We start from the raw sequence: 26,764 nt of genomic DNA, 5'->3' as shown, positions 1-26,764 counted from the left end.
GGCCTTGCTGGGATTGGCGCGGCGCGCCAATCGGTTTCTCACTCGTCCATCTTCAGGGCCTGGATAAAGGCTTCCTGCGGGATCTCGACCTTGCCGAACTGACGCATCTTCTTCTTGCCGGCCTTCTGCTTCTCAAGCAGCTTGCGCTTACGGGTGGCGTCGCCGCCATAACACTTGGCAGTCACGTCCTTGCGCAGAGCGGAGATGGTCTCGCGGGCGATCACCCGGCCGCCGATGGCTGCCTGGATCGGAATCTTGAACATGTGCCGCGGGATCAGTTCTTTCAGCTTTTCGCACATGGCGCGGCCACGGCGTTCCGCCTGGCTGCGGTGCACGAGCACGGAAAGCGCATCCACCGGCTCTTCGTTGACCAGGATCGACATCCTGACCAGATCGCCGGCCCGGTAGTCCGAAATCTGATAGTCGAACGATGCGTAGCCCTTGGAGATCGACTTCAGGCGATCGTAGAAGTCGAACACGACTTCGTTGAGCGGCAGGTCGTAGGTCACCATCGCGCGAGAGCCGACATAGGACAGGTCGATCTGAAGACCGCGCCGTTCCTGGCACAGTTTCAGGATACCGCCCAGATACTCGTCCGGCGTCATGATGGTTGCGCGGATCCAGGGCTCGCGGATTTCGGAAATCTTCACCACATCCGGCATGTCGGCCGGGTTGTGAAGTTCGACTTCCGCTCCGTCCGTCAGGGACATCTGGTAGACCACCGACGGCGCGGTCGCGATCAGGTCGAGGTCGAATTCGCGGTAGAGACGTTCCTGGATGATTTCCAGGTGCAGCAGACCGAGGAAGCCGCAGCGGAAGCCGAAGCCGAGAGCTGCGGATGTTTCCATTTCAAACGAGAACGAGGCATCGTTGAGGCGCAGCTTGCCCATGGCAGCGCGCAGATCCTCGAAGTCGTTCGCGTCGACCGGGAAGAGACCGCAGAACACGACCGGCTGAGCCGGCTTGAAGCCCGGAAGGGCTTCCGTGCAGGGTTTCTTTTCCAGGGTGATGGTATCACCGACACGGGTGTCGGCCACTTCCTTGATGGACCCGGTGATGACGCCGATCTCGCCGGCCTTCAGCTCGTCCACTTGAAGGAATTTCGGGGTCATGACGCCGACGCGGTCGACATCATAGGCAGCGCCCGTACCCATCATCTTGATCTTCTGGCCCCGCTTCAGGGAGCCGTCGATGACACGGACGAGCACCATCACGCCGAGATAGGTGTCGTACCAGCTGTCGACCAGCATCGCCTTCAGTGTCGCTTCCGGGTCACCTTCCGGAGGCGGCAGCTTGGAAACGATCGCTTCCAGCACGTCGTCGACACCAAGGCCGGTCTTGGCGGAGATCATGCAGGCTTCTGACGCATCAATGCCGATCACGTCCTCGATCTGTTCCTTGATGCGGTCCGGTTCGGCCGCAGGCAGGTCGATCTTGTTGAGAACGGTGACGATCTCATGATCGTTGTCGATGGCCTGATAGACGTTGGCGAGCGTCTGGGCTTCCACACCCTGAGAGGCGTCGACCACCAGCAGCGAGCCTTCACAGGCCGCCAGCGAGCGGGACACTTCATAGGCAAAGTCCACGTGGCCCGGCGTGTCGATCAGGTTCAGCGTATATTGTTCGCCGTCCTTGGCATTGTAGATCAGTCGCACTGTTTGCGCCTTGATCGTGATGCCGCGCTCGCGTTCGATGTCCATCGAATCGAGCACCTGCTCGGTCATTTCGCGGTCGGTCAGCGTGCCGGTCATCTGGATCAGGCGGTCGGCCAGCGTCGACTTGCCGTGATCGATATGAGCCACGATGGAAAAGTTGCGGATGTTGGAAAGCTTCTTCGTCGTCATGGCCGCCCCTTTACCATTGCAATTCGATTTCGCCTAGTAGATTGAAGCCTTCGGGCGTTGAATTCCGGTGCTTTTTTGCACCCTCGGGCGAATGCCGGGTTTCACCGCTCCGACAGGGATATGGCGCCTCCGGCAAATGACGTAGCCCGCAGGTGACATTTGTCGTGGCAAATCAACCTCAAAGTGTGATCTAGATTGCATCGGCACTGATGTGTCGAGCAGCCTGACAAGAGAGCATGATGTTGATCCGTAATGCAGAACCGAAGGATGTCCCGTCGATCCTGGCGCTTTATAACCAGGCTGTGCGCGAGACGACGGCTGCCTGGACAAATCGTGAGGAAACGCTGGACGACAGGCTGACCTGGTACGAAGGCCGGGTGAAGCAGGGGCTGCCGGTTCTGGTGGCCGTGGACGATGCAGATACTGTTCTCGGGTTCGCCAGCTTCGGGCCGTTCCGGCCTCGCGAAGGGTACCGTCTGACGGCGGAACATTCCGTCTATGTCGACCCGGCGGCACAGCGGCGCGGCATTGGGAAGGCGCTTCTGGAGCGGTTGGTCGACATTGCCACCGACATGAAATTACATGTGCTGGTCGGCGTCATCGACGGGGACAATTCTGCCTCCATCGCCCTTCACGAGAAACTTGGTTTTCATGTTGCCGGCCGTCTGCCGGAAGCCGGCACCAAGTTCGGCCGCTGGCTGGATCTGGTCTTCGTTGCCAGGGTTCTGGGGCCGATGCAATCGCCGAACGCCTAGGCGTCACCCAGCCGATCTCAATTGGCCGTCAGCACCGACCGGCAGTCATTCGGCAGGGCTGCCAGGGCCATGGGCCGTTTCTTGACCACTTTCGGAGGTTCACCGGGCTTGGGGGGATTTTTGGGAACCCAGGGTTCGTCGGACAGCCAATAGGCAAGGTCCGCGCCACAGCCATCGCCCGGGGGCGGCGGGTTCTGGTTCTTGCAGCCGGCACTGCCTGCAGGGCAGGAAAGGCGTACGTGGAAGTGATAGTGATGTCCCCACCAGGGCCGTACCTTGCGCAACCAGGCGCGGTTGCCGCCTTTCTCGAAATCGCACAGAGCCTTCTTGATCGTCGGGCTGACGAAGATGCGTGCAACGCGCTGGTCGGATGCAGCGCGCCGGATCAGCCGAGCATGGTCATCCGACCATTTCCTGGGGTCGACACGCCGGTCTGCACCCTTGACGTCCATCGGACCGATCAACATCGAAATAGCGGAGATGTCTTCGCGTTCCTGAGCGGTCAGGCGCCGGTTCGGCATTTCCGTCAGCCAGATATCGGCGTCGAGGCCAATCTGGTGGCTGGCATGGCCGGATGTCATCGGCCCGCCGCGCGGCTGCGCGATATCGCCGACAAGCAAACCGTTCCAGCCGACCTTGGGGGCATCGCTCGCCAGATCCTTGAGATAATCGATCAGGACAGGGTGGCCCCAATTGCGGTTGCGCGACAGGCGCATTGCCTGCCAGGTCGGGCCGTCCGTCGGCAGTTCCGCTCCGCCTGCGAGGCAACCCTTGGCATAGGATCCGATCGAGCGGGCCTTCAGTTGAGCGGGTCCGGTGGCGGCGCCGAAATAGTCTCGTGCCGGCTGGTCCCCATAAAGCACCAGCTTGGGCTTGTTCGCGACATAGCCTTCCGGCACATCGCGCTTCTTTACCGGGACAGGCACACCTGCAACCAGTTCGACGGTCGGCGAATAGTCCTCGGAGACAGGATCGGCCGGTTTGGCTGTCGGCACCGGCGCGGCTGACGCAACGAGACAGGATACCTGGAACGCGGCTGCAAATGCCATGAAGCCGGACACCGAGGGTGCCCAGCGATTTCGCTTGCCTGTTTTCCCCGTTCTCACGTCGAAACCTCGTGCGCCAGTCTGGGTGTTCCGCCGTCGTTGCTCCCGCCGCGACGATCACCTCACTCGTCAGGCAGCATGCACTAAATCGGGTGCTTCCGCATCCGATTCGCTATTATCCACATGCGCCGCGATCATGTCGGCGAACGCGTCGAGGAAAACAGTGTTGTCGCGGATCACCCTGTCTGCAGCACCATTCAGCGTGATGATGTTGCCGGGACGGGCATTGTCGATGTCTTCGGCTTCCGGTGGAAGATCGGCGTCGAGCCTGTGATAGGTCACGTTCGGCAGTTCTGCAAAGAGCTGCCGTGCCTGATCGGAGGTCGTCTGGCTTTGCGCGTCGGCCAGGATCGACATCAGCGGCGCGCCCTTGGAGGGCTGCAGCCAGCCGAGGGCACCCCAGCCAACGGCGTCCTTGTAAAGGAACGACCGTGCCGGTGCCCTGCCGGTGCCAAGCGACAGGATGACGATCTCGTCGTCGCCCCAGCCAAGATTGCGGGCTTCCAGATACGCTGCCACTGTCGGGTCTTTCATGAAGACCGTTCCATCGATCAGGGCTTCCTCGCGCCGGCGACTGAGATTTTCAACGCGTGCCGGTTCGAAATACGAGGGGGTGGCGGTGGTCGCACGCACAGCCTGCCAGAAGTAGTAGTCATCCGGCCGGCCGCTGCTTGCTTCAAGGCCGTTTGTCAGGAACACAGGCTTGCGCTGTTCCAGATCGTAGGCGGTCAGGACAAGATGGGTCAGGCCACTGGCCATGGAGGTCCAGCCGAAGCGTTCCTTCAGCAGCTTTTCAAGCGGCCGCGGATCGTAGGTTTCATCGAACAGGCCAAGCGAACTGGTGACGGTTCTGGCCAGTCGTGCCGAGATTGATGATTTGAAGATTTCCCGCGCGTCGCGTTCGAAGAAGCTGCGCAGCTCATCAATGGTCGCGGCAGGTGCGCCAGCGGTGCCGCCTGGGCGCGGGGCGGATAGGCCTGCAGCAATGAGGCCGCCGGTAGAAGAACCGGCCATCAGATCGAAAACCTGGTGCAGCGGCTCGCTAACGCCGCGCTGGCTCAATCGGCTTTCAAGTGTCTCAAGCAGCCGAAGCGGAATGAGGCCACGAATGCCGCCGCCGTCAATGGAAAGAATAAAACGTTTTTTCTGGGTCATGGGATTCCCCGGGATCGTCGCAATGGAAGGCGCTACATCTCTCCGAGAAGACGGGAGACGCTTTTTGCTTACCTTTAGAATGTTGTCATCAATTGCGACACTGCAATGGCAAAGCGAAAAACAGGTGGACGATTTTTCGAAATTGGCGAGCAAGAAGTTAAACCGACTTCGCTAATCTGCGAAGACCGACCGCAGTTTTCCTTTTCTTGCGACGGCAAGCAGCCTGCCCGGGTGCCGGATCACGAAATATTCACCAGGAAACTGGAAATGGTTTCAACCAGCAGGTCCGGGCATTCCCTGTGAGGCGTGTGCCCTCTTCCTTCCAGGATGACCTTTTGTCCGCCGGTGCTATTGGCGATGTGTTCCGGGTGGCGGATTGATCCGTATTCGTCCATTGCGCCGTGGATCGCAAGGGTGCTGCAGCGGACACCGGCAAGCGCATCGTCAAGGGACCAATGGGCGAAGGCGGGCGAAAGCCATGATTCCGTCCAGGCATCCAGCACCCAGCGCGCCTTGTCGCCGTGATAGAGCGCAAGTCTGTCGAACGCGCCTGGATCGGCAAATGCGGTGCGGGCTTCGCGGACACCTTCCAGGGTGCGGTCCTCGATAAGCGCTTGAGCGGCAATCGTGACCAGGGCCGTGACCTTCTCGGGATGCTGTGCGGCCGTATGCACCGCCATGCCACCACCGACGCTATGCCCACAGACAACAAATCGCGTGAGGTCCAGCTGCTCGCACAGCGCGGGCACAACCGTTCTGCCTTCATCCGCAATGAAGCTTGCGGGCAGGATGTCTTCGCGCACCGACGACTGGCCGAAGCCGGGCCTGTCATAGGCAATCACGACCCGTCCGCTGGCCACGGCAAGGCGCTCGGGAAAATCGCGCCAGAGGGCGATACAGCCAAGAGAATCGTGAAACAGAAGCACCGGCACCTTGCCGGGCAAACGAACTTCAGGTGTCCAGCAGCGAACGTGAACGGTGTAGTTGCCGACCGTGACGGCGCGCGTTTCGACATGGACGGTGCCGGACAAGAGAGTGGTCAAAGAAGAAAACCTTTCCATTCGCATTGAAGGGCTGTGCCGGAAAACGGCGGAACGGTCTGTCAGGATTCGCATGGGGGATGCGGTTTCCTGCCGAGGCTTATCGCAGGCCATGCACCTGCAACAAGCCTCTCTTTTCGAACTAATCTGTCTTGGCTCTTTATCCCGCGCGGTCTTTCGGACTAGGATCGTGCCGATTTTCCAACCTTCACAGGAAGTTCCATGAATATCGATCTGCTTCGCCGACTTTGCGAAACGCCGGGTGTACCGGGTCACGAACACCGGGTCCGCGACCTGATTCAGGCGGAAATCAAGGGCTTGTTCGACGAGGTTACCGTCGATCCGATGGGTTCGCTGCTTTGCCGCCGCGACAGCCGCAAGGCTTCCAAGAAGGGAACCCCGAAGAAGGTCATGCTTCTGTGCCACATGGATGAGATCGGCTTCCTGGTGTCACATGTCACGGACAAGGGCTTCGTTCACGTGCAGCCGGTTGGTGGCTTCGATGCCCGTAACCTGTTCTCCCGCCGCGTGCTGGTGTCTACCGATGAAGGCGACTTCAAGGGGGTGATGAACCCGGGCGGCAAGCCGATCCACATCTCTTCTCCGGAAGAGCGCAAGAAGGTGCCGGAGCCCAAGGAATTCGTCATCGACATGGGCCTTGGCGAAAAGACCAAGGAGATCGTCAAGGTCGGCGACATGGTGACCATGGACGAGCCGCTGATCGAGGTCGGCGACAAGGTCGTCTCCAAGGCGCTCGACAACCGCATCGCCTGCTGGCTCGGCATCGAGGCGATCAGGGGTCTGGGCAAGGCCAAGCATGATTGCGAAATTCACGTCGCCTTCACCTGCCAGGAAGAAGTCGGCCTGCGCGGCGCGCGCACCGCGTCCTTCGCCATTGCGCCGGATATCGGGCTTGGCATCGATACCACGCTTGCCTGCGACACGCCGGGCGTTCCCGAGCAGGACCGCACCACGGTGCAGGGCGAAGGCTTCGGTCTGCACGTCAAGGATTCCAGCTTCATCGCGGACCGCGATCTGGTGAAGGAAATCGAAGCCATTGCGGTCAAGGAAAAGATCCCGTTCCAGCGCACCATGCTGGCGGCTGGTGGCCAGGACGGCGCGGCTGCCCAGCAGGCGGCTGCCGGTGCCAAGGCAATCGGCATCGTCGTCGGCACCCGCTACATCCACACGGTCACTGAAATGATCGACAAGGGTGACCTTCAGGCGGCTCTGGACATCATCGTCGCCTACCTGAAAAAGGCGTAAGGCATGGAAAAGGGGAGCTCGGCTCCCCTTTTTAAGTCAGGTGTCAGATCTGGCTTTTTCCAACGTGCGTCATTGCCGGACTTGATCCGGCAGTCCGGTCCAGCCCACGTCCCAACCGGAGCGTACGCGGAAGGGCTGCCTGCTCAGGCTACCAGGCCGAGGAGGTTCGAAACCTGGTCGCCGGTGCCTGCATAAAGCTCGCTGACGGCAGCGCTCTGGTAGCTGAAGGAGCCGTTGTCGAAGTTGCCTTCGATGGAAGAGGCGTTTGCGGAGCGGACGGACAGCCCGGTTTCGCTGTCGTAGGACACCCGCTCGAAGGATACGAACTGCGCTGAAACGGTTTCACCACCGATTTCAGCTTCAATAGTGGTCGTTGAAATCGTCGCGCTTTCATAGGCGACATTCGCCGAAGCGCCGCTTTCCTCTTCACCAAGAGCCACCTTCAGTTTGCCGGCGGTCTTCTGATAGTCCTCGACGGTCGCCAGCGCGCCGTCCTTTTCCTTGTCGTCGTCCTTGCCTTTGCCTTTTTCGACCGCATCCTGAAGGGCGGCGATCACGACCGCGTCTTCCTCGGCCTGTTTGCTGGCTGCTTCCAGAGCATTGACGGCGGGGGACTTGTCGTGGCCATTCCGCTGGCCGATCTCGTGGCCGTAGGCGTTGCCCTTGGGATCGTTCTTCGGGCCTTCAGCGCCGCCATTCGAAAAGGAAGCCGTAAAAAGGCTCGCGCTTTGCGTAGTGGTTTCGATGGAAATCTGCATGGCTTCGGATCCCGGCTTGTCCGGCCCTTTCTGGTCCGGCACAGTTGCAGAAAGCATCCTGCAAAACCGTTAACAGGCTATTAACCAATGCAAGACCGTCTTCAGACCGGCATTGCCGGGCCAAATGCCTTTTCCAGAAACCGCCCGCCCAGCACCATGCCGCGCTCGTCGATCGAATGGCCGAGGCCGGCCAAAAGGTGCAGGCTTGAGGAAACCCCGGCATCGTCAAGCGCCTTTTGTGCTGCCTGGGCATGATAGCTGGCAACGACATCGTCTTCCTCGCCATGAACAATCAGCACCGGGCTTTGCGTGTTGACCGGACCCAGCTGGCCGGCTCCCGGCAACAGTCCGGAAAAACCGATCAGGGCCGCTGGCGGAGACGGGCGGCGCAGGCCGCATTGAAAGGTCATCATGGCTCCCTGGCTGAAGCCGACCAATGCCAACGCGCTGCCGTCCAGCGAATGGCGGGCCAGTTCGTCGTCCAGAAACCGGTCGAGCACCGGTTGGGCGGCCTGCGCGCCGAGGCGGTATTCATTGGGATCGCGCTCTTCGAGCGCAAACCATTGCCGTCCGCCGAGCGCTTCGAAGGGAAGGTGTTCAGGAGCGTTCGGCGCAACGAAAGCCGCATCGGGAAGCTGTCCCTGCCAGGCGCGCCCGAGGTCGATCAGGTCAAGGCCATCCGCGCCGTAGCCATGCAGGATCACAACCAGCTGACGAGCGGGTTTGCCGGAGGCCGGTGCAAGACGTGGACCGTCGAGAAGGGGAGGAAAGGTGCCTGTCACTTTTGGGGAAACCTGATTATTCGGCTGGTGTCTTCCGGTCTGCCGCCTCGGAAGGTGACGGCAGTCTTTCCTGAAGACGCATGAAGGGAAGGGCGATCAGCATGGCGGCGAGGATCAGCACGCCTGCCAGGGCAAACGGCGCGCCGGGAAAAGAAATCGCCGCCTCAGGACCTGAAAACGTGGCAAAGACCTGGGTCATCACCAGCGGGCTCACCACCATGGAAAGGCCGGCGGCACTGGCAATCAGGCCCTGCAATTCGCCTTGCGCATTGTCCGGGACACGGACCGACATCAGACCGGTGAAGGCAGGCGTCGCCATCGCACCAAGCGCCGCGAACGAGATCAGCAGATAGGCCATCCAGCCGGTATCGGCGACGGCGAGACCGGCAAAGGCCACGAGATTGGCGGCCAGCCCGATGAAGAGTGTCCGGCCGGGCCCGAGCTTTGGTTCCAGGACACGGATCAGGTATCCCTGAACGAAGGCAAACCCGACACCGACGGCCGCAAGTGACAGACCGATGTCTCCGGGGCTCCAGGAGAAGACCTCCTCCGCATAGTAGCTCCAGACGGACGGGTAGACGTAATGGGCGATGTCGAACAGGAAGATGGCCAGAAGCAGCGTGCGCACCGCCGGATAGGCGGCGATCTGCTTGAAGGCCCCGAATGGATTGGCCCGTTTCCAGTCAAAATCTCTTCTGTTTTCGTCCTTCAGCGTTTCCGGCAGCATGAAATAGCCGAAGAGGAAATTGACGAAGGAAAGGCCTGCGGCGGCATAAAAGGGCGCACGCGGTCCGTATTCGCCGAGGTAACCGCCGATCATCGGCCCGAGTACGAAGCCGACACCAAATCCGGCCCCGACAAGACCGAAGTTCTTCGCCCTGTCCTCCTTGGACGACACGTCGGCGATGAAGGCTGATGCGGCCGAGAAGGTTGCTCCGGCGACACCCGACAGGGTTCTGCCTATGAACAGCACGGCCAGATGCCAGGAGAAGGCCATGATCAGGTAGTCGACAGCCATGGCGAACATGGACACCAGCAGCACCGGACGGCGGCCAAAGCGGTCGGACAGATTGCCGAGCGTCGGACCGAAGGCGAACTGCATCAAGGCGTAGACGACGCTCAGTGCACCGCCCCAGCGGGCGGCTTCGCTCACAGGCAGCGAGGTGAGTTCGGTCAGGAGCGAGGGCATCACCGGCATCATCAGGCCGATGCCCATGGAATTGAGAACCAGCGTGACCAGGATGAACCCCAGCGCGCTGCGTTTGGAGATACCGGACCGCAACTCTTTTCTCGCCAATCCCGTCAGCTGAAGGAAGGAGACCTTACCCGACTACTCGGCGGCCACCAGCGCCGGCTGTTCCCAGTTGCCCTTTTCGATATCGGCAATCTGCTTGTCGATCTGGGCAACCACGAACCGGGAGAACGGCCCCAGGTGCACATAGAGCGCAAGCATCATCATGACCGGCTTGATCGCCCTGAAATTGGTGAAGGCGGTCTTGATCAGGGTTTTCCAGAAGGGCCCGCGATAGGTGGTTTCCTTGAAGGTCATTGCCAGGATAAGACGGCCGAACAGCTTGATGTCGTGGAAGAACCCGGCGCCGAAGATCGAGCCGTTAGCGCCGCTCATGTCGAGCATGGAAGCCACCTTCTGAACGCGGCCGAAGTAGGCTTCCGGACCATAGACCCGGTCGATGACCTGCTTGAAGTCTTCCAGGATCTGCGCGCGCGGGCGCACTGTGGTGAAGTTGAGCCCGGCGGTGCACTGATCGCCATGTTCCGTATCCGGATCATCGGTGGCGAAATCCGCATGCAGACGGCCTTCCTTGGCGAGCCGGCGCGTCAGCTGGGTGTTCGGCAGGGCATAGAGCAGACCGGTCATCGCGACAGGAATTGCGGCCTCCTCGATCAGTGCCGAGATCTCGTCCGCCACCTTGTCGCTTTCCTCGTCGAAGCCGACAATGAAACCGGCCAGCACGAAGATGCCGGCATCGTAGATCTTGTGCACGCTCTTGGCGATGTCGCGGCGTGTGTTCTGTTTCTTGCGTGTCGCGACCAGAACGTCCGGGTCCGGGCTTTCGATGCCGATGAAGACCGAGAAATATCCGGCCTGCTGCATCATCTTCAACAAGGCTTCGTCGTCCGCCAGGTTGAGGGAGGCCTCGGTCGACATTTCGAACGGGTAGCTGCGTTCCTTCTGCCATTTCGCCAGTTCGGGCAGGAAGCCCTTCACGGCCTTCTTGTTGCCGATGAGATTGTCATCGACGAAGTCGACGTGACCCCGGTAGCCAAGTTCGTACAGCCGGTCGAGTTCGGCCAGCATCTGGTCGTTGGTCTTGGTGCGCGGCACGCGGCCATACAGCTCGATGATGTCGCAGAATTCGCAGGTAAACGGGCAGCCGCGCGAATACTGCACACCGATCTGGACATAATCGTCAAATCTCAGAAGGTCAAAGCGCGGAACGGGACTGGAGGAAACGTCTGCCTTGAATTTCTCGGCCGAGAAACGGCCGTTGCGGACCCCTTCCTTCCAGGCGTCGACAAAGGTGGTGAGAATGCCTTCGGCTTCACCAAGGACCAGGAAGTCGGCCGCTTCATAAACTTCCGGAGAAGAGGTTGCATCCGGACCGCCGACCACGACGGGAACGTTCTTTTCCTGCGAACGGCGGATGACGGCGAGGCAATCGGCCTGCTGGGGCAGCATGCCGCCGGTCATCACCATGTCGGCCCAGGCGAGATCGTCGTTCGTCAGGGCGCCGGTGTTGCGGTCGATCAGGCGGACATTCCAGTTCTCCGGCAGCATTGCCGCAACTGTGATCAGGCCGAGAGGAGGAGCGGGATATTTGGCGCCGACCATTTCGCAGGTCGCACCATAGTTCCAGAATGACCCGGCATTGAAGCGCGGATACACCAGCAGAACATTGCATTCCGACATTAACGGTCCCTCCAAACGGACACTCGTTCCCAACGGCGACACCGTAACAACTTTACGCCCCGGCACAACCGCTTTGAGTGTCCCTGCACGAATTCACTTGCCGTCCGCGCGGACAGACTGTCACGTCTGGCTGGCGCCTGGCTTGCGGATGTGAAAAACGAGCCCATGCACATCCTTGCCGAGTTCCTTGCGCAGAATATCCCGTTTCTCCCGCGCATAGAGAAGGCCCGCGGCCTCCGCGCAGCGCTTTAGATATTCGGGTCGGTGGGCGTAGCGCCCCGTAGCATCCACGCGGTAGTCCGGCCCGTCCGACGTATCGAGATGCTCGACGCTCGCGACGAGCATGCCATCCGGGGCTAGGGCTCCTGCAAGCGCCCGCATGAAAGACTCCAGATCGCCGAGATAACACAGCGTGTCGACACAGACTGCCAGATCGAAGTGCGCCGGCAGGTCGGAGGACAGAAATCCAACGAGCTCTCCCTCGACCAGGAAGTCGTAGACCTTCAGCGCAGCGGCCTTGCGCAGCATGCCCGGTGACAGGTCGATGCCGGTGAGCCGGGCACAGTGGTCGCGGATCAGTGGTCCACAAAGGCCGGTCCCGCAGCCAAGGTCGACCACATGGGCAAACGGCAAGTCACGCTCCCTGGCCAGCTCCGCGACTTCCTCGGCAACAAGCTTCGGCGCCTGATAGCCGAGCCCGTTCAGGACGTCGTCAAAACTTTCCGAAAAGCTGTCGAAATGATCCCGGACATAGTCCGCAGGTGCAAGCGACAGGTCTTCTCCGCGGATCGCAGCAAACTGATAGCGGATGACCGGGTCGTCCGGGAAGGTTGCGACAAGCATCTCCATATGCCGTGTGGCGACTTCGGCCCGTCCAAGCGCGCACAGTACGCGCGGATGCCAGCCCTTGTCGCTCCAGACGTCTGGCGGGAACTGCAGACACCGTTCGAAAGCGTCTGCCGCTTCCTCTCTTTTGCCGGCAAGCATCAGCGATATGCCGAAGTTGTGCCAGCCGCTGTGATTGTTCGGGTCGAGGCGCACGACTTCTCGCAGCATGGGCAGAAGCTCGTCGTTGTTGCTGGCTTCCTGCAGCATCATCGAGATGTTCTTCCAGGCTTCCTCGTGGCGAACTTCAATTTCTACTGCGCGCAAATAGGCCTTCAAGGCTTCGTCCTTGTCGCCTGAAAGCTTCAGGATGTTGCCGAGGTTGTTCCAGGCGGAGAAATTGCCCGGGTTCCTTTCCAGGGAAGCATGGATAAGCGCAACCGCATTGTCCGCCTTGCCGGCATCGAAATGGAGCAGCCCCAGGAAATGCAGGCCGTCCGCATGGTCGGGATCTTCTGATAGCACATCCTTGTAGGCGCTGAGGGCGGCTTCCAGATTGCCGCTGCGATGGGCGGAGATGCCCTGTTGTAATCTCTCGTCAATTTGCATCTGAAAAAAATCCAATAAAAAAGGGCGGTCGAACCGCCCTTGTACCCGGTAATGACCTGTAAGTGACCTTACAGGACTTTCAGGTCTTCAGCCACCATTTGACCGCGGCGCCACTCCAGATCGAATGCCACAAGCTGGCCTTCCTTCAGAGTGTCAATACCGGACCGGCGCAGGGCCGAGATGTCGACAAGGATGTCCTCGCCGTCCTGCGGTTCGATCGTGCCGATACCTCGGCGCTGATCAAACCATTTCACGTTTCCATGTAGCATGGAGTCTTCTTTCCAATTCTTGGCATCTTGGCATACGACGGCTTCCATAGCTGCCTTTTTCAACGCCTTGATGACAGTGTTGATGATAATACTAAAGTACTTTTCAGACCCTGCTCGGAACTGGACATCGACGTGCGCAGTCTTTTCGCGACTGCCTCACTTCAAGAAGCCGTTCCATTTGGCGGAGGTCTGGTTGCCCGGTAAAAACACCCGGGCTTTTCCATAGTGTCTATTAGTATGGTAATGAAATTATTAATTTCAAGACCTGCTCACCGATCGAGCTTCCCAAGTATAACATATTTGAGGATATCGACGACTTGTTCGGAGGTCTCGGCGACCGCAAGAGCAGCTGCGTCAACTTCCTTGAGCGGGTGGGTCAGCGACGGGTCATGAACGACAATCAGAGACTTGCCGAGCGCGGCAGCATAGCCGGCATCGAAGGCTGCGTTCCATTGCTTGTATTTATCGCCGAAGCGGACCACGACGATGTCGGCTTTTTCCAGCAGCGTCCGCGTGCGGATCGCGTTCACCTTTGCGCCCTTGTGGTCGTACCAGAACTTGTTGTCCTCACCACCCAGGATGGTCGCGCCGCAATCGTCGCTGGCATCGTGATCCGTTACGGGAGAGGAAAATTCCACCGGCAGCTTGAGTGCGGATGTACCTTCCATGATCCTGTCACGCCAGTCGGTATGGATTTCGCCGGATAAGTAGACGCGCCAGGTGGTCATAAGGTTCTCCCATGCAAGCTTTTGAATTATGTGGCGAAAATCCCCGCCTTGTTGTGGTCCGAAACTGGGGGCTGAACCAGGCAACGTCAACCCCTGCGTTCATTTGCCCCTTGGTGGAAAGGGCCGGGAGACTCGACAAGCCTGCGCAAAAACTGAAGGGTAAACCGCCGCAAAACTGAGATTGCGGTCCGTAATTTTAAGGAGCTCATTCATGTCTGCACTTTTGCTCGGAGACGAGGCACCGGATTTCGAAGCCGACAGCACGGATGGTCCGATCCGTTTTCATGAGGCGATCGAAGGGTCCTGGGCGGTTCTGTTTTCCCACCCCAAGGATTTCACGCCGGTCTGCACCACCGAACTGGGAATGACCGCCAAGCTCAAGGACAAGTTCGCAGCCCGTGGCGTCAAGGTTTTCGGCGTTTCGGTCGATCCCATCGAGGATCACCATGCCTGGGTTGGTGACATCGCCGATACGCAAGGCGTTGCCCTGAACTTCCCGCTGATTGCCGACCCGGATCGTAAGGTGGCCACCGCATACGGCATGATCCATCCCAATGCCAATGACACGCTGACCGTGCGGTCGCTGTTCGTTATCGGCCCGGACAAGAAGATCAAGCTCAAGATCGAATACCCTGCCTCCACGGGCAGAAACTTCGATGAAGTCATCCGTGTGATCGACAGTCTGCAGCTCACCTCCGCCCACAAGGTCGCCACCCCGGCCAACTGGGTGTCCGGTGAGGATGTCATCATCGTCCCGGCGGTGAGCGATGAAGAGGCGAAGGAGAAATTCCCTGAAGGCTGGAAGACCCTGAAGCCTTACCTGCGCGTGGTGCCGCAGCCCAAATAACGGCTGAAATGAAGGGATGAAACCGCTGGCGGCGCATGAAAAAAGGCGCCGCCGTGTCAGGGTCTGGTCAGGGCAGGGACCTGCGACGGGATCACACCGTCTCCAACAAGGCCTTCAGGGCAACACGGTAGTCCGGATAGCGGAATGTAAACCCAAGCTCATCCTTGACGCGCTGGTTGGAAACCCGCTTGTTTTCGCCGTAGAAGGACCTGGCCATCGGTGTGAGATCCGCGGTTTCGAACGGGATCTCGGGTGGGGCTTCGACGCCGAGCAGCTCCGCGGCAAAGGCCACCACATCCTGCGGCGGGGCCGGTTCATCGTCCGTAACGTTGAAAACCCGCGTCGACGGCTTAGCCATGGCAGCCTTCAATGCGCCCGCAATATCGGCAACGTGAATGCGGTTGAAGACCTGACCCGGCTTCACCAGCCGCCGCGCCGTGCCCTTCCTGAAATTCTCGAATGCATTCCGGCCCGGGCCATAAATGCCCGAAAGGCGGAAAATCTGCACCGGCAGGTCATTCTGTTCGGCAAATGCCAACCAGGCCTCTTCCGCCGCGACACGCTGGACGGAGCGTTTGGAAACGGGGTTGAGCGGAGTTTCCTCATCGACCCAGGCACCGTCGTGATTGCCGTAGACACCGACTGTGGAGAGGTATCCTATCCAGCGCGGTTTCGCGCCGGCAATCTCATTGGCGTACTGGTTCAGCACCGGGTCGCCGGCTTCATTCGGAGCAATCGAGACCAGTATATGCGTCGCTTGCTTCAGTGCTTCGGCAACGCCGTCGCCTTGGGAGTTGCCGTCGAAGAGAAACGGTTCGACACCCAGTGTCCGGAGCGCCTCCATCTTGTCCGAAGAACGCGTTGTGCCGCCGATCCAGTCGAACTGGTCACGCACTTCTTCCACGAACGCCTTGGAGGAAAATCCGGTGCCAAAGATGAACAGACGCATAGGTTCTAAAGCTCCAGATACTTGCGGCGGATTTCATAAAGCGCAACGCCCGTGGCAACGGCCAGGTTCAGGCTGTCGGCCTGTCCGACCTGCGGAATGCGGATCAAGGTACGGCAGGCGGCTGCCATGTCGTCTTCCAGGCCCTTCTGCTCGTTGCCCATGACCAGCAGCACCGGCTCGGCATAGTCGGGCGTGCGATAGTCGACCGATCCCTTCAGGTGGGTGGCCGCGACGGTGCCGGGCCATTTTTCGGCCAGTGACTTGAATTCGTCCTTGCCGAGTTTGGCCAGCGGCACATGAAACAGCGAGCCCATGGTGGCGCGAACAGCTTCAACCGCGAAGGGATCCGTGCAATCGCCGACCAGCATGACACCCGCACCACCGACCGCATCGACCGTGCGGATGATCGTGCCAAGGTTGCCCGGATCGCGCACCCGGTCGAGAGCGACCCAGAGTGTGGTACCGGCGGGATCAATGTCGCGGGCTCCCAGAAGCTTCTGCTCGTAAACACCGACAACCATCTGCGGATTGTCCTTGCGCGTCATGGCGGACATGACGGCGGTCGATGCTTCCAGGATCAGGGCGCCGCGCGCCTTCGCGGCAGCAGCGGCCTTCTGCGCGACAGGATTGTCCCGCGCTTCCGGGCCGAGCGCGAGATAACGCACGCCCCAGCCGGCTTCCAGCGCATCGGTGGCCAGCTTCAGGCCTTCGGCCACGAACAGGCCCGACTGGCTGCGGTGCTTGCGCTGCGCGACGAGCCCCTTGATCTCCTTGACGATCGGGTTGGAATGGCTGGTGATCTGTTTCACCGCCCCCTGGCGTTTTTCGATCATCTGCTGCTCCAGCGCGAAAAGAGCGACGTGGACAGTGCGCGCTTGCCGTCCTCCTCGCGGATGACCAGTTCGCCGGATTCCAGCAGGCCGCCTTCGGTGTCCAGGGTTTCGGCCATGAGTTCGTGAATGGACACGAAACTGGAGCGGATCGCATAGGCGGTCAGGATCATGAACAATGCGTCCTTGTCCAGAAGCTGCTTCAGGTCTGCGAGCATGCCGGGCAGGCTGGTGTAGATATCCCAGACCTCGCCCTTCGGGCCGCGGCCGTATTTCGGTGGGTCGAGAATGATGCCGTCATAGGTGTTACCGCGCCGCACTTCGCGGGCAACAAATTTCGAAGCGTCCTCGCAGATCCATCGGATCGGCAGATCTTCGAGACCTGACATCTCCTGGTTCTCGCGGGCATAACCGATCGCCTTCTTGGAGGCGTCCACGTGGGTTACCTGCGCCCCTTCCGTCGCCGGGAGCAACGAGGCAAGGCCGGTGTAGCCGAAAAGGTTCAGGATCTTCAGCGGCTTTTCCGGTGCGCGCTCGCGTTCAGCGCGGATCTTGCCGTTGACCCAGTCCCAATGGGCGGCCTGTTCGGGGAAGACGCCGACGTGGCGGAACGACATGAAGCGACCGTTGTAGCGAACAGGGCCATATGACATCGGCCAGGTTTCCGGCACGCTTCCGGAAAACTTCCAGCGGCCCGGGCCTTCTTCTTCCGTGTCGCCGGAAAAGACGGCATCGGCACGGTTCCAGACACTTTCCTTCTGCCGCCGGGCCCCCATGGCCTGCGGTTCCGGACGCACGATGGTGAAACGGCCATAACGCTCAAGCTTCTCGCCCTGGCCCATGTCCAGAAGCCGATAGTCCTTCCAGCCCTTGGTTTCCAGGATCACCGGCCAGCTCTGGTGTGCAGGCTCGCCGGACGGGGCATAGGTGGAGGCACTGGTCTGATCCGCCACGGGTCTCACTCGTTTTCTGTCAGGTTTGAAGTTGTTCCGCCATAGAACATCCTGCCTTCATTTGAAAGTAGATTAGACGTTCCTTTGTGGTCGAAAAGGTTTCCCGACCGGCTCTTGAACCCCTCCGGTCCAAAGGTTTCGTGACCGGCCACAACAGCACCGCAAAGGCAATTTCCCGCTGCCGTCGGCGATCCTGTCGAGCGCAAAAGAAAAGGGCGGGGAACCGAAGCTCACCCGCCCTCTTTGGTCAGATGTGTGCGATCAGGCCGCGGCAACCTCGGAGAGGAACTGCTCGACTTCACGCTTCAGTTCGTGGGTCTTCTGGGTCAGTTCTCCGGAAGCCGACAGCACCATGTCCGCAGACGAGGAGGTCTGGTCAACGGCCTGTGAAAGCTGCGACATGGACGAGGACACGGCACCGGTTCCTTCCGCCGCGCGCTGCACGTTCTGGGAAATTTCCGCGGTGGCGGCGCCCTGCTGTTCGACAGCCGATGCGATGGCCGTGGTGTAGGTGTTCACCTCGGTCATGGTTTCCGCGATCTCGCCAATGGCAACGACGGATTCCTTGGTCGCGTTCTGGATCTCGGTGATCTGGCTGGAGATCTCCTCCGTTGCCTTGGAGGTCTGGGTGGCCAGCTCCTTCACCTCGGCAGCAACAACCGCGAAACCTCTTCCGGCTTCACCGGCGCGTGCCGCTTCGATGGTGGCGTTGAGGGCCAGAAGGTTGGTCTGTTCGGCAATCGCCTGGATGAGGGTCACCACTTCGCCGATCTTTGTGGCGGCTTCCGCCAGCCCTTCGACCTTCTGGTTGGTGATCCGTGTTCCGGTGGTGGCCCGGTCGACGATTTCTGTCGTCTGGGCAACCTGGCGGGAGATCTCGCCGATCGAAGCCGCCAGTTCTTCGGCGGCGCTTGCCACGGTCTGAACGTTGTTGGTGGTCTCGTTGGACGATGCCTGGGTTTCGCTGGCGTAACCGGCGCTGTCCCGGGCGATTTCCGTCAGGGCCTGTGCGGTGTTGTCGAGGCCGCCCGCGGTGGTTTCCACGGAGCCGAGCGCTTCTTCCGCCTTGGTGCGGAAAGAATGGATCAGACTGTCGATACGGGCCTGGCGTTCCTGGCGGGAGGCTTCCTCGCGGGCATTCTGCTCCTGCAGCTGAGCGCGTTCGACAGCGTTGTCGCGGAACACCTGCACCGTGCGGCTCATGTCGCCGATCTCGTCGCCACGATCGATGCCCGGGATCACAACTTCATTGTTGCCGTTTGCCAGGCGGTCCATGACGCCTGTGATCGTGCGGATCGGACGCGTGATGGCCAGGTTGAGAATGAAGGCAAGACCGATGCCGCCCAGGATGGCGAGCAGGATCGTGATGGCAATCTGGACCTTTGCAGCCGTGGCGGCGGAATTGGCGGCTTGCGACTGTGCAGCGGAGATGGACGTGATGTCGGCGCTGACCTTGCGGGTCAGGTCGTCAAGTTCCACTCGTTTGGCAGCCAGATCTGCCTTGGTGACAAGCATCTCGCGGAAAGACTTGTCGAGCGTTGCAACGGATTCAGGGATCGCGTTGATTGCGTCTGCGGCGGAGGGAAGGATCATGGCGTATTTGACCATGTCCTTTTCCAGGCCCTGCAGATTGGCGATCTGTTCTTCCACGGCCGACTGGTCGCTGACACCAAAGGCGCCGAAGAGGTAGAGTGTTTCCGCGCGGGCGGCCAGTGCCATCTCATTCAGGCTTGTAGCTTTCTCGGCAATGGAGCGTACCGTTGCAAGGCGGGTGGAGGCGGTCAGTGCGTCGGTTTTTGCCTTGGAAACGACCGGGTGGACTTGCCCGAGAATTTCCTCGGTAAAGCCGTTCATCCCGTCGATTGCATTGCCGACGGCCTGGCGTGCTTCATAGGCTTCGGAAAAGCCGAGATCCTTGGTGAGGTTCTCCAGAGCCGCGTTGAGCTTGTTCGCCTGCGAGGCCAGCTTGCTCACGGTCTTGCGGTCGATACCTTCGATCTGCTTGTACTTCATCTGCTTCGTGGAAGAGACGAGGTTGCGTGCGGTGTCGATGGCTGAGGTAAGATCTTCACCGTCAATGTTGCCGCTGCCCTTCAGGTAGAGCATGTGAACCTTGACGACTTCGTCTTTCAGTTCGAACACGGTTCTCTGAAGCTGGTTGGCATCGTCCAGCTGGCTGTTCGCCGCGAAGGCTTCGGCGCTGATGCGTTTTTCTTCCGTCAGAACGGCGTCACTGATGTTGGTCGCCAGTGCTTCCAGATCATTGGTGCTTTTCTGAAGTGTCGCGATACGCTCGGCCTGCTGCACCGTCTGCTCGGCGACCTGATCGAAAGTGGTCGAGAAACTGGAAACCGCGTCCTTGGCCCCCGCAACCTGAGCTTCAGAGGCGGTGTCGCCCGCAATCTCGTTGGTCAGGAGGTCCAGTTCGCCTTGCAGCGTCGCCACACCTTCAAGCACGGAATTGCGAAGGTCTGCCGAAGGATTGTTGAGATAGTCTTCACGAAGCAGGGACGTTGCCTGGACCTGTCCGGCAACCTTGGCCGCCTGATCGGCAACGACGAACCGCGCGGACAGACCATGGATGGCCAGAAATCCCACGCCACCTACGACTGCCGTCAGCAGCAAGACAGCCAGAAAACCGCCGCCGACCTTGAAGCCAAATTTCAAGTCGGTCAGAACTTTCAATATTCGTTTCATTTTATCCCCGCACAGCCGGAACAACTGCATTGTCGTTCTGTCAGTATTGCGGAGCGCAATGAACATTAGGTAAATCACGCATTTTTAGCTTCAGGTAATATTTAGCTGAAGAAGAAATGCGTCATTCTGAAAGTCAGGTTTAGGTCCCGCAAATATATCGGCAAGCTAGAAGAGGGGCGGGTTGTATAAATGATTTATACATGCTGACCGCCGTTGATGTGAATTTCTGCTCCACTGACGTAGGAAGACTTCTCGGAGCACAAGTAATAGATCGTGTCGGCAACTTCATTCGGCAGGCCAAGGCGGCGGAGCGGAATGTCTTCGATCATCTTTTCGGTGCCAGGTGACAGGATGGATGTATCGATTTCACCCGGTGCGATTGCATTGACGCGAATGCCGTGCGGACCGAAGTCGGCCGCCATCTCCCGCGTAAGCGATGCGAGGGCCGCCTTCGAGGTGGAATAGGCGGTGCCGGCGAAGGGATGCACCTTCATGCCGGCGATCGACGTCACGTTGACGACCGAACCCTTGGCATTCTTCAGTTCCTTGAAAAGGCCCCGGCCAAGAAGGATGGGGGCAAAGAAGTTGACCTGAAAAACGGTTCGCCATTCGTGCATGGCCGTTGTCAGCGAATCCAGTCGTTCCCCGTCGGGGCCCTTGGGGCTGATCCCCGCATTGTTGACCAGCGCATGAAGGCGCGAACCGTTGGGCTCCAGACGCTTGCGGATTTCCTGGGTGGCAAACCCGAGGTTTTCCGGATCGGAAAGATCCACCTGGATATGGTCCTCAGGCCCCATCGGCCATGGACACTTGTCCGAAAACGCCTGCCGGGAGCAGGTGATCACCCGCCAGCCTTCCGCGGAAAACCGCTTGACGGTGGCATGTCCGATGCCGCGGCTCGCGCCTGTCAGCACGAGTGTCGGACGCTCGTCGGGGATACCCTGGCCGGTCATGTTATTTCCCTGCTGGCGTGCAAAAGTCGTGGAAAAAGTTGACTCTTGCAGTCGAGTTTCGTTATTGCGCTGGAATTCGTCAATGCCAATATGTTCGCATATGAGGACGCGCGCCGGATCCTACAATGATCATTTGCTCCTGTAACGTACTGTCTGACAAGCAACTTCGCGAAGCCGCGGAAGAAATGCGTGCAGACCCGAATGGCAAGGTGCCAACGCCCGGAGCGGTGTTCCGTCATCTGGGGTGCAGGCCGCGTTGCGGAAGCTGTTTTCCGTCGGTCATTGACATCATTCACGAAAAAAGTTCTGAAGAGCAACCAAAGTCGGAAGAGTCGCCTGCAGAATTGAAGCAGGCTTCAAACCGCTAGGACTTACCGGCCCCTGCCAGAGAAATGGCTTGGTCCGGAACATGGATTTCGATCAACATCCGGGCACATGTCCAAGTGACAGAGCACCCCGGGGGGATCTCGCAGGGAGAGGGTCATGAAGGGCGAAGCGCGCGTAATCGAGTATCTCAACAAGGCCCTGCGGCACGAGTTGACGGCAGTGAACCAATATTGGGTCCATGCCCGGCTGTTGGCCGACTGGGGCTTCGGCAAGCTGGCCGACAAGGAACTGGCGGAAGCTGAAGAAGAACGTCAGCACGCACAGGATCTGATGGACCGGATCATCTTCCTGGAAGGTCTGCCCAATCTTCAGACCCTGGACCCGTTGCGGATCGGCCAGTCGGTCAAGGAATGCCTTGAAGGCGACCTTGCAGCGGAATACGTCGCGCGGGCCCTTTACCACGAAGCCCGCGAAGTCTGTCGCGAGCTCGGCGACTATGTTTCCATGGCGCTGTTTGAACAGCTTCTGAGCGACGAGGAAAGCCACATCGATTTCCTCGAAACGCAGCTTGAACTGATCGAACGGATCGGCATCGACAACTACTCCCTGCTGCAGGCCAAGTCTGCGGACACCGCCGAATAAGCACCAGGGTTCACAAACCTGATTTCCGTCTGCCGTCGTCGGAGCCAACCCGGCAACGGCAGACATCTTCTGTCTGCAATCAGAAGACTATTTAGGCGGCTCAGTTCTTCCGCGCGTTTTGGCCGTACGTCCTGTTCGCTGACAATTGCACCTATGTTACCTCCTTCTCAGGCGCAGCCGTTGCCTGATCCGCTTTCATCAAGAAAATGTACCTTGCCACCGGTTGCGTCAGCGTCTTCCTCGTCGTGCGTGACAAGCAGGACGGGCAAGCCCTTTTGTCTGGCTGCGTCGAAGACCAATGCCCGGATGTCAGCTCGCCGGGCCTTGTCGAGACTTGAGAAAGGTTCGTCCAGCAGCAGCGCATGCGGCTCGGCAAGAAGCGTTCGCATCAAGGCGACGCGGGTCTGCTGACCGCCGGACAGCGTCGCAGGGTCCCGGCTGCCGAAGCCGGAAAGCCCGACATCGGCGAGGGCCTGTTGAGCCATGTCCCGCCGGAGGGATCTTTTGCGGATTGCAGCGGGAATGGCGAACATCAGGTTTTGCAGCACGGACATATGCGGGAACAACAGCGGCGTCTGGAACATCAGGCCGATATGCCGCTCCTGTGCAGGCAGAGGTGTCAGATCCTTGCCATCAAGCATCACCTTGCCACTCGCCTTGAAATCCGGCCGGAGGAAACCGGCAATGAAGTCGAGCAGGCTGGATTTGCCGCTGCCGCTTTCGCCCATCACGGTGAGTATTGTTCCCGGTTCTATCCGGCAGTCGATCCCAAGCAGGGGCGCTCCGTCCAGGTGGAGGGTGACGTCCTGAAGAACCAGGCCCATTGGCTCGTTTGGGGTCTGCATTGCTTGCCTCACCTTTCCAGCCGCATGGCGGCCCGGTTGCGATGAAGCAACGCCGGTAACAGTGCGGCCAGCGTAAATCCGGCCAGTGGTATGCCAAGTTGCAACAGGGCCAACAGCGCAGTTGCCTGTCGGCTGCCTCCGCTGGCCAGGGCGACACTCTCGGTCGTGACCGTGGCGACCCGTCCGGCACCGATCATCAAGGTCGGCAGATACTGGCCGACGGAAACCGCGGCTGCCACGGCAAGCGTTACCAGAACAGGCCGCAGCAACAATGGCAAACGGATCTGCCAGAAGATGCGGGCACGCGACGCGCCGATGGAGGCTGCAGCCTTGGCAAAGCGCGGATCGAGCCGGGCCCAGGGATCGCTCAAGGCCAGGAAGGCGTAGGGCAGGACGAAAACCAGGTGGGCCAGCAAAACAGCGGAGAATGTGCCGCTGAAATCCGCTGACAGGAAAAGCAGCTGCAGACCGAACAGAAAGCTGATCTGCGGCAGCAGCAGCGGCAGGAAGACGAGTGTCTTGAGGCGGCGCGAAGAGGTCGACTTGCGGTGATCGCGCGCTTCCAGAACCCAAAGTGTCAGGGCTGTTGCAACAAACGCGGAGGCACAGGCCAGAGCGACGGTCGTACCGAGAAGCCCGAGGCTCATGCCGAGGGTGTCGGTCATTTGCATGACATTCCAGGCCTGCGGCAAAACAGAGGGAAACCACCACGAGCGGGCGGCAGACCAGATCCCGAGCAGAAGCAACGAGAGGATCATGGCCACGATGATGAGTACCATCACCAGAAGTCCGCCATATCTTGCCGCACGCTCGCGCAAGTGACGATGCCCGGTGACGAGACGGCGTCTGGAGGCTGAGGCGACCAGCCGTTCGCCTGCCAGATAGGTGGTCAGAGCAGTCGTACTGACGGCAAGTTGCAGCAACGCCCCGGCAGATGCCATCAGACGTTTGGTCAGATCCGAGTCGTTCATCCAGCTGACGAGACGCGGGGCGAGCGGAGCCGGTGTCGTTGGCCCAAGGATAGCGGCGACATCAACGACGGATGTGGCATAGGCGACCACTGCCAGCACCGGCAGGCGGATGAGCGGGTAGATCTGCGGCAGAACGATCTTGAAGAAGGTTGCGACACGGCCATAGCCAAGGCTGGCACCTGCCTTGAAATACTCCTGAACGTGAGGGCGGTTTAGCGCGGCGAGGGTCATCAGGAACAGAAAAGGCACTTCCTTGGCGACAAGACCAACCGTCATGGCGATGCCGAACGGATCGTTGAGGATCAGAACGTCGGGTGGCCTGGTCCAGCCAGTCGCCCAGGGCGAAACGAGGCGAACCAGAAATCCCGATGGCGCAATCAGAAAAGCAAGACCGATGGCCGCCGCCGCGTGCGGCACTGAAAGCAGCGGCGACAGAAACCGGGTCAGGCGCCGGAACGCCGCCGTTCCGGACCAGCCTGCCACGAACAGGAGCACGATCGCCAGCGACACGACCGAGGCCGTCAGGCCGGTGGCAATACTGAGCCAAACGGAAGTCAGCAGACCGGGTTGTTGGAACAGGTGCCGGACAGGTTCAAGGGTGAAGTTGTTGTGGCCCAGCGCGGGCAGGTAACCGAAGGCAGGCAGGATCGTACCCGCCAGGCCGGCAAGAACCGGCCCGGCCAGAAGAACCGACACAAGGATGATCGGTATGGCCGGGACGGCTTTCGGCTGGGTTGCCACGTACTCCGGCTCACTCGGCGCCGTAGCGGGTGGTCCAGGCCTCTTCAAGCGCACTGACCCAGCTCGGATGCGGTTCCGGCAGGACCGGGCCGAGCTGTTCGGGCGTCAAGGTCGCAGGCCCAAGGTCGAGCGTATCGAAGAGAACCTTTTCGGTTTCAGGCAGTCCGGCAACGTTCAAAACTGTTGGGTCGCCCCAGATACCGGGATCCTGCTTGCGGGCCTGTGCCGCGGGTGACAACAGGAAGTTGGCGAAGACCTTGGCGCCTGCCTGGCTGGAACTGTTGAACGGAATTGCAACGAAGTGGGTGTTGCCGATGGTACCGCCATCCAGAACGAAGGTGCGCACGCTGGGCGGCAGTTCGCCGTTGGCAATTGCGCTCGAGGCATCGGACGGATTGAAGGAAAATGCAATATCCAGTTCTCCGTCGGCAAGCAGCTGGCGCATATGCGCTGCATCCTTCGGGAAAGCGCGGCCCTGGCGCCAGAGCGAGCCGTTCAATGCGTCCAGATAGGCAAACAACGGTGCGGTCATTTCTTCGAAGCGGGCTTCATCCACCGGTTTCGTCAGAGCGGCCTTGTCCGGAACCGTGCTGACGAGAACCTGTTTCAGAAAGGTCGTGCCATAGAAATTGGGCGGTTGCGGATAGGCAAATCGGCCTGGGTTCGCCTTGGCGTAGCTCAGCAGCGCATCGAGCGTCGCGGGTGGGGTGTCCAGGCGGGCACTGTCATACATGAACACGAGCTTGGCCATCCCCCACGGGCTTTCCTGGCCATCCGTAGGCACGGTGAAATCCTGGACGACGGTCGGCTTGTTTTCCACGTCGACGTAATCCCAGTTCGGCAACGTCTGCGCCCATCCAGGTGCTGCCAGCAGGCCCTGTTCCTTCATGGCCGCGAAATTTTCGCCGTTGATCCAGACCAGATCGACCGCGCCGCCAGAGACCTTGCCAACCGATTTTTCGGCAAGCACCTGTGAGACCACAGATGCGGTGTCACTGACCTTCACCTGAAGCACGCGAACGTCGAATTCATTTGCCACTTCCCGGGCAGCCCAGGCGATATAGGCGTTGATGCGCGGTTCGCCGCCCCAGGCGTGGAAATAAACGGTCTCGCCTCTGGCCTCGTCCAGCACTGCCTGCCACGCCGGATCATTGGCCGCTTCCTGTGCAGAAGCAGCAACCGGTGCCATCAGTGATCCTAGTAGACCAAGCGTTGCGGCAAGCATGCGTTTCATCAGAATTTCCCCTGTTGCGGATCGTGTCCGGTCCTCGTTCCCTCGCGCAAGGCGCATGGCACGGTCAAGACAAGGCTTTGTGAACGATGAGTGTTCGTGCCCGTTTGATTTCAACGCAAATCAGACCGGCAGGATATGGGTGTCCTTGATCTCTTCCATGACGGCGTAAGTATGTGTTTCACGCACGCCCGGTAGCGCCAAAACCACATCAGACAGGAAGGCCCGATAGGCTTCCATGTCCTTGACGCGGCTTTTCATGAGATAGTCGAAGCCGCCTGCCACCATGTGACATTCCATGATGTCGGTCGAGCGTTCGACGGCAATCTTGAAGGCGTCGAAAATTTCCGGTGAGGTGCGGTCAAGCCGGATTTCGACGAAGACCAGCAAGCCCCGGTCCACCATCTTCGGATTGAGGCTGGCGGAGAAGTGCTCGATGTACCCTTCGCGCACCAGCCGCTTCATGCGTTCGGCGGTCGCGGTTGCCGAAAGATGCACCCGTTCGGCAAGGTCCGTATTGGTAATGCGGCCGTCCTGTTGGAGGACCTTCAGAATCCTCCGATCTGTTGCATCAAGCATGGCGAATTTCCCTAGAAAAAAGAAATTTGCAGAGAAATACACGGAGATTGGCTTCAAAAACAGCGAAAAGCGGACTTCGATTCAAGATATTTTGGAGGCATCTAGTGACCTGGCCCCGCGGGGCCCCTTT

25 protein-coding genes are annotated in these 26,764 nt (G+C 59.9%); 5 read left to right on the top strand and 20 right to left on the bottom strand.

Features of this window, described 5'->3' with window-relative positions:
* Positions 1–38: 38 nt before the first annotated feature.
* Positions 39–1,844 (bottom strand): translation elongation factor 4, encoded by a 1,806-nt coding sequence (gene lepA / locus ACP90_RS24645; protein ID WP_022999689.1) that lies wholly within the window; start codon positions 1,842–1,844, stop codon positions 39–41.
* 236 nt (positions 1,845–2,080) lie between these two features.
* Between lepA and ACP90_RS24640 the strand changes: the two genes are divergently transcribed.
* Entirely contained in the window at positions 2,081–2,599 is a 519-nt protein-coding gene (locus ACP90_RS24640) for a GNAT family N-acetyltransferase (RefSeq protein WP_228148068.1), read from the top strand.
* Between the two features lie 17 nt (positions 2,600–2,616).
* Here the strand turns inward: ACP90_RS24640 and mepA are convergent, their stop codons facing one another.
* From mepA to ACP90_RS24625, 3 genes are all read right to left on the bottom strand, one after another.
* On the bottom strand, positions 2,617–3,648 hold the full coding sequence (mepA, locus tag ACP90_RS24635) for a penicillin-insensitive murein endopeptidase (protein ID WP_022999691.1): 1,032 nt from the start codon (positions 3,646–3,648) through the stop codon (positions 2,617–2,619).
* A 126-nt stretch (positions 3,649–3,774) separates the two neighbouring features.
* Positions 3,775–4,860, bottom strand: a complete 1,086-nt coding sequence (locus ACP90_RS24630; protein WP_022999692.1) for a patatin-like phospholipase family protein — start codon at positions 4,858–4,860, stop codon at positions 3,775–3,777.
* 239 nt (positions 4,861–5,099) lie between these two features.
* Positions 5,100–5,903 carry an alpha/beta hydrolase gene (locus tag ACP90_RS24625; protein WP_062491963.1) on the bottom strand — a complete coding sequence of 268 codons (804 nt, stop codon included), beginning with the start codon at positions 5,901–5,903 and terminating at the stop codon, positions 5,100–5,102.
* 219 nt (positions 5,904–6,122) lie between these two features.
* Here ACP90_RS24625 and ACP90_RS24620 point away from each other — a divergent pair, with 219 nt between their 5' ends.
* On the top strand, positions 6,123–7,166 hold the full coding sequence (locus tag ACP90_RS24620) for a M20/M25/M40 family metallo-hydrolase (RefSeq protein ID WP_062490583.1): 1,044 nt from the start codon (positions 6,123–6,125) through the stop codon (positions 7,164–7,166).
* Between the two features lie 143 nt (positions 7,167–7,309).
* Here the strand turns inward: ACP90_RS24620 and ACP90_RS24615 are convergent, their stop codons facing one another.
* The 7 genes from ACP90_RS24615 to ACP90_RS24585 form a co-directional block, all read right to left on the bottom strand.
* Positions 7,310–7,981: a hypothetical protein gene (locus ACP90_RS24615; RefSeq protein WP_077290898.1), complete on the bottom strand. Its 672-nt coding sequence runs from the start codon at positions 7,979–7,981 to the stop codon at positions 7,310–7,312.
* 44 nt (positions 7,982–8,025) lie between these two features.
* A complete protein-coding gene (locus tag ACP90_RS24610) occupies positions 8,026–8,706 on the bottom strand; it encodes a dienelactone hydrolase family protein (RefSeq protein ID WP_062490581.1) in 681 nt (226 codons plus the stop codon).
* Between the two features lie 16 nt (positions 8,707–8,722).
* On the bottom strand, positions 8,723–10,003 hold the full coding sequence (locus tag ACP90_RS24605) for a TCR/Tet family MFS transporter (RefSeq protein ID WP_286145708.1): 1,281 nt from the start codon (positions 10,001–10,003) through the stop codon (positions 8,723–8,725).
* Between the two features lie 33 nt (positions 10,004–10,036).
* Positions 10,037–11,638: a B12-binding domain-containing radical SAM protein gene (locus ACP90_RS24600; protein WP_055657417.1), complete on the bottom strand. Its 1,602-nt coding sequence runs from the start codon at positions 11,636–11,638 to the stop codon at positions 10,037–10,039.
* Positions 11,639–11,758: 120 nt separating this feature from the next.
* A complete protein-coding gene (locus ACP90_RS24595) occupies positions 11,759–13,072 on the bottom strand; it encodes a tetratricopeptide repeat protein (protein WP_062490577.1) in 1,314 nt (437 codons plus the stop codon).
* 68 nt (positions 13,073–13,140) lie between these two features.
* Complete coding sequence (locus ACP90_RS24590) at positions 13,141–13,341, bottom strand: cold shock domain-containing protein (RefSeq protein ID WP_031268890.1); 201 nt, start codon at positions 13,339–13,341, stop codon at positions 13,141–13,143.
* Positions 13,342–13,610: 269 nt separating this feature from the next.
* Positions 13,611–14,069, bottom strand: coding sequence for a YtoQ family protein (locus tag ACP90_RS24585; RefSeq protein ID WP_022999702.1), 459 nt, complete (start codon positions 14,067–14,069; stop codon positions 13,611–13,613).
* A 211-nt stretch (positions 14,070–14,280) separates the two neighbouring features.
* Here ACP90_RS24585 and ACP90_RS24580 point away from each other — a divergent pair, with 211 nt between their 5' ends.
* Positions 14,281–14,916, top strand: a complete 636-nt coding sequence (locus ACP90_RS24580; protein ID WP_022999703.1) for a peroxiredoxin — start codon at positions 14,281–14,283, stop codon at positions 14,914–14,916.
* Between the two features lie 91 nt (positions 14,917–15,007).
* Here the strand turns inward: ACP90_RS24580 and ACP90_RS24575 are convergent, their stop codons facing one another.
* The 5 genes from ACP90_RS24575 to ACP90_RS24555 all read right to left on the bottom strand — a co-directional run bounded on the left by ACP90_RS24575 (position 15,008) and on the right by ACP90_RS24555 (position 21,298).
* Positions 15,008–15,865 carry an SDR family oxidoreductase gene (locus ACP90_RS24575; protein WP_062490575.1) on the bottom strand — a complete coding sequence of 286 codons (858 nt, stop codon included), beginning with the start codon at positions 15,863–15,865 and terminating at the stop codon, positions 15,008–15,010.
* 5 nt (positions 15,866–15,870) lie between these two features.
* Positions 15,871–16,698: an RNA methyltransferase gene (locus ACP90_RS24570; protein WP_062490573.1), complete on the bottom strand. Its 828-nt coding sequence runs from the start codon at positions 16,696–16,698 to the stop codon at positions 15,871–15,873.
* Complete coding sequence (locus ACP90_RS24565) at positions 16,695–17,648, bottom strand: class I SAM-dependent methyltransferase (protein WP_022999706.1); 954 nt, start codon at positions 17,646–17,648, stop codon at positions 16,695–16,697. The genes ACP90_RS24570 and ACP90_RS24565 overlap by 4 nt, the downstream gene beginning before the upstream one ends.
* 261 nt (positions 17,649–17,909) lie before the next feature.
* On the bottom strand, positions 17,910–20,345 hold the full coding sequence (locus ACP90_RS24560; protein WP_208993401.1) for a methyl-accepting chemotaxis protein: 2,436 nt from the start codon (positions 20,343–20,345) through the stop codon (positions 17,910–17,912).
* Positions 20,346–20,539: 194 nt separating this feature from the next.
* Positions 20,540–21,298, bottom strand: a complete 759-nt coding sequence (locus ACP90_RS24555) for an SDR family oxidoreductase (protein WP_022999708.1) — start codon at positions 21,296–21,298, stop codon at positions 20,540–20,542.
* A gap of 125 nt (positions 21,299–21,423) precedes the next feature.
* On the opposite strand from ACP90_RS24555, the gene ACP90_RS24550 reads away from it, so the two are divergent.
* Both ACP90_RS24550 and bfr read left to right on the top strand, forming a co-directional pair.
* Complete coding sequence (locus ACP90_RS24550) at positions 21,424–21,666, top strand: (2Fe-2S)-binding protein (protein ID WP_062490562.1); 243 nt, start codon at positions 21,424–21,426, stop codon at positions 21,664–21,666.
* A 115-nt stretch (positions 21,667–21,781) separates the two neighbouring features.
* Positions 21,782–22,267 carry a bacterioferritin gene (gene bfr / locus ACP90_RS24545; protein WP_022999710.1) on the top strand — a complete coding sequence of 162 codons (486 nt, stop codon included), beginning with the start codon at positions 21,782–21,784 and terminating at the stop codon, positions 22,265–22,267.
* A gap of 167 nt (positions 22,268–22,434) precedes the next feature.
* On the opposite strand, the gene ACP90_RS24540 is transcribed toward bfr, so the two are convergent.
* The 4 genes from ACP90_RS24540 to ACP90_RS24525 form a co-directional block, all read right to left on the bottom strand.
* On the bottom strand, positions 22,435–23,112 hold the full coding sequence (locus tag ACP90_RS24540; protein ID WP_062490560.1) for an ATP-binding cassette domain-containing protein: 678 nt from the start codon (positions 23,110–23,112) through the stop codon (positions 22,435–22,437).
* A gap of 8 nt (positions 23,113–23,120) precedes the next feature.
* A complete protein-coding gene (locus ACP90_RS24535; protein WP_062490558.1) occupies positions 23,121–24,824 on the bottom strand; it encodes an ABC transporter permease subunit in 1,704 nt (567 codons plus the stop codon).
* 10 nt (positions 24,825–24,834) lie between these two features.
* Positions 24,835–26,058 (bottom strand): ABC transporter substrate-binding protein, encoded by a 1,224-nt coding sequence (locus ACP90_RS24530; protein ID WP_062490556.1) that lies wholly within the window; start codon positions 26,056–26,058, stop codon positions 24,835–24,837.
* A gap of 120 nt (positions 26,059–26,178) precedes the next feature.
* Positions 26,179–26,634 carry a winged helix-turn-helix transcriptional regulator gene (locus ACP90_RS24525; protein WP_022999714.1) on the bottom strand — a complete coding sequence of 152 codons (456 nt, stop codon included), beginning with the start codon at positions 26,632–26,634 and terminating at the stop codon, positions 26,179–26,181.
* Positions 26,635–26,764: the final 130 nt, after the last annotated feature.

The sequence above is a fragment of the Labrenzia sp. CP4 genome (assembly GCF_001579905.1).
Taxonomy (GTDB): Bacteria; Pseudomonadota; Alphaproteobacteria; order Rhizobiales; family Stappiaceae; genus Roseibium; species Roseibium algicola.
This window is presented reverse-complemented; position numbering and strand designations above follow the sequence as displayed.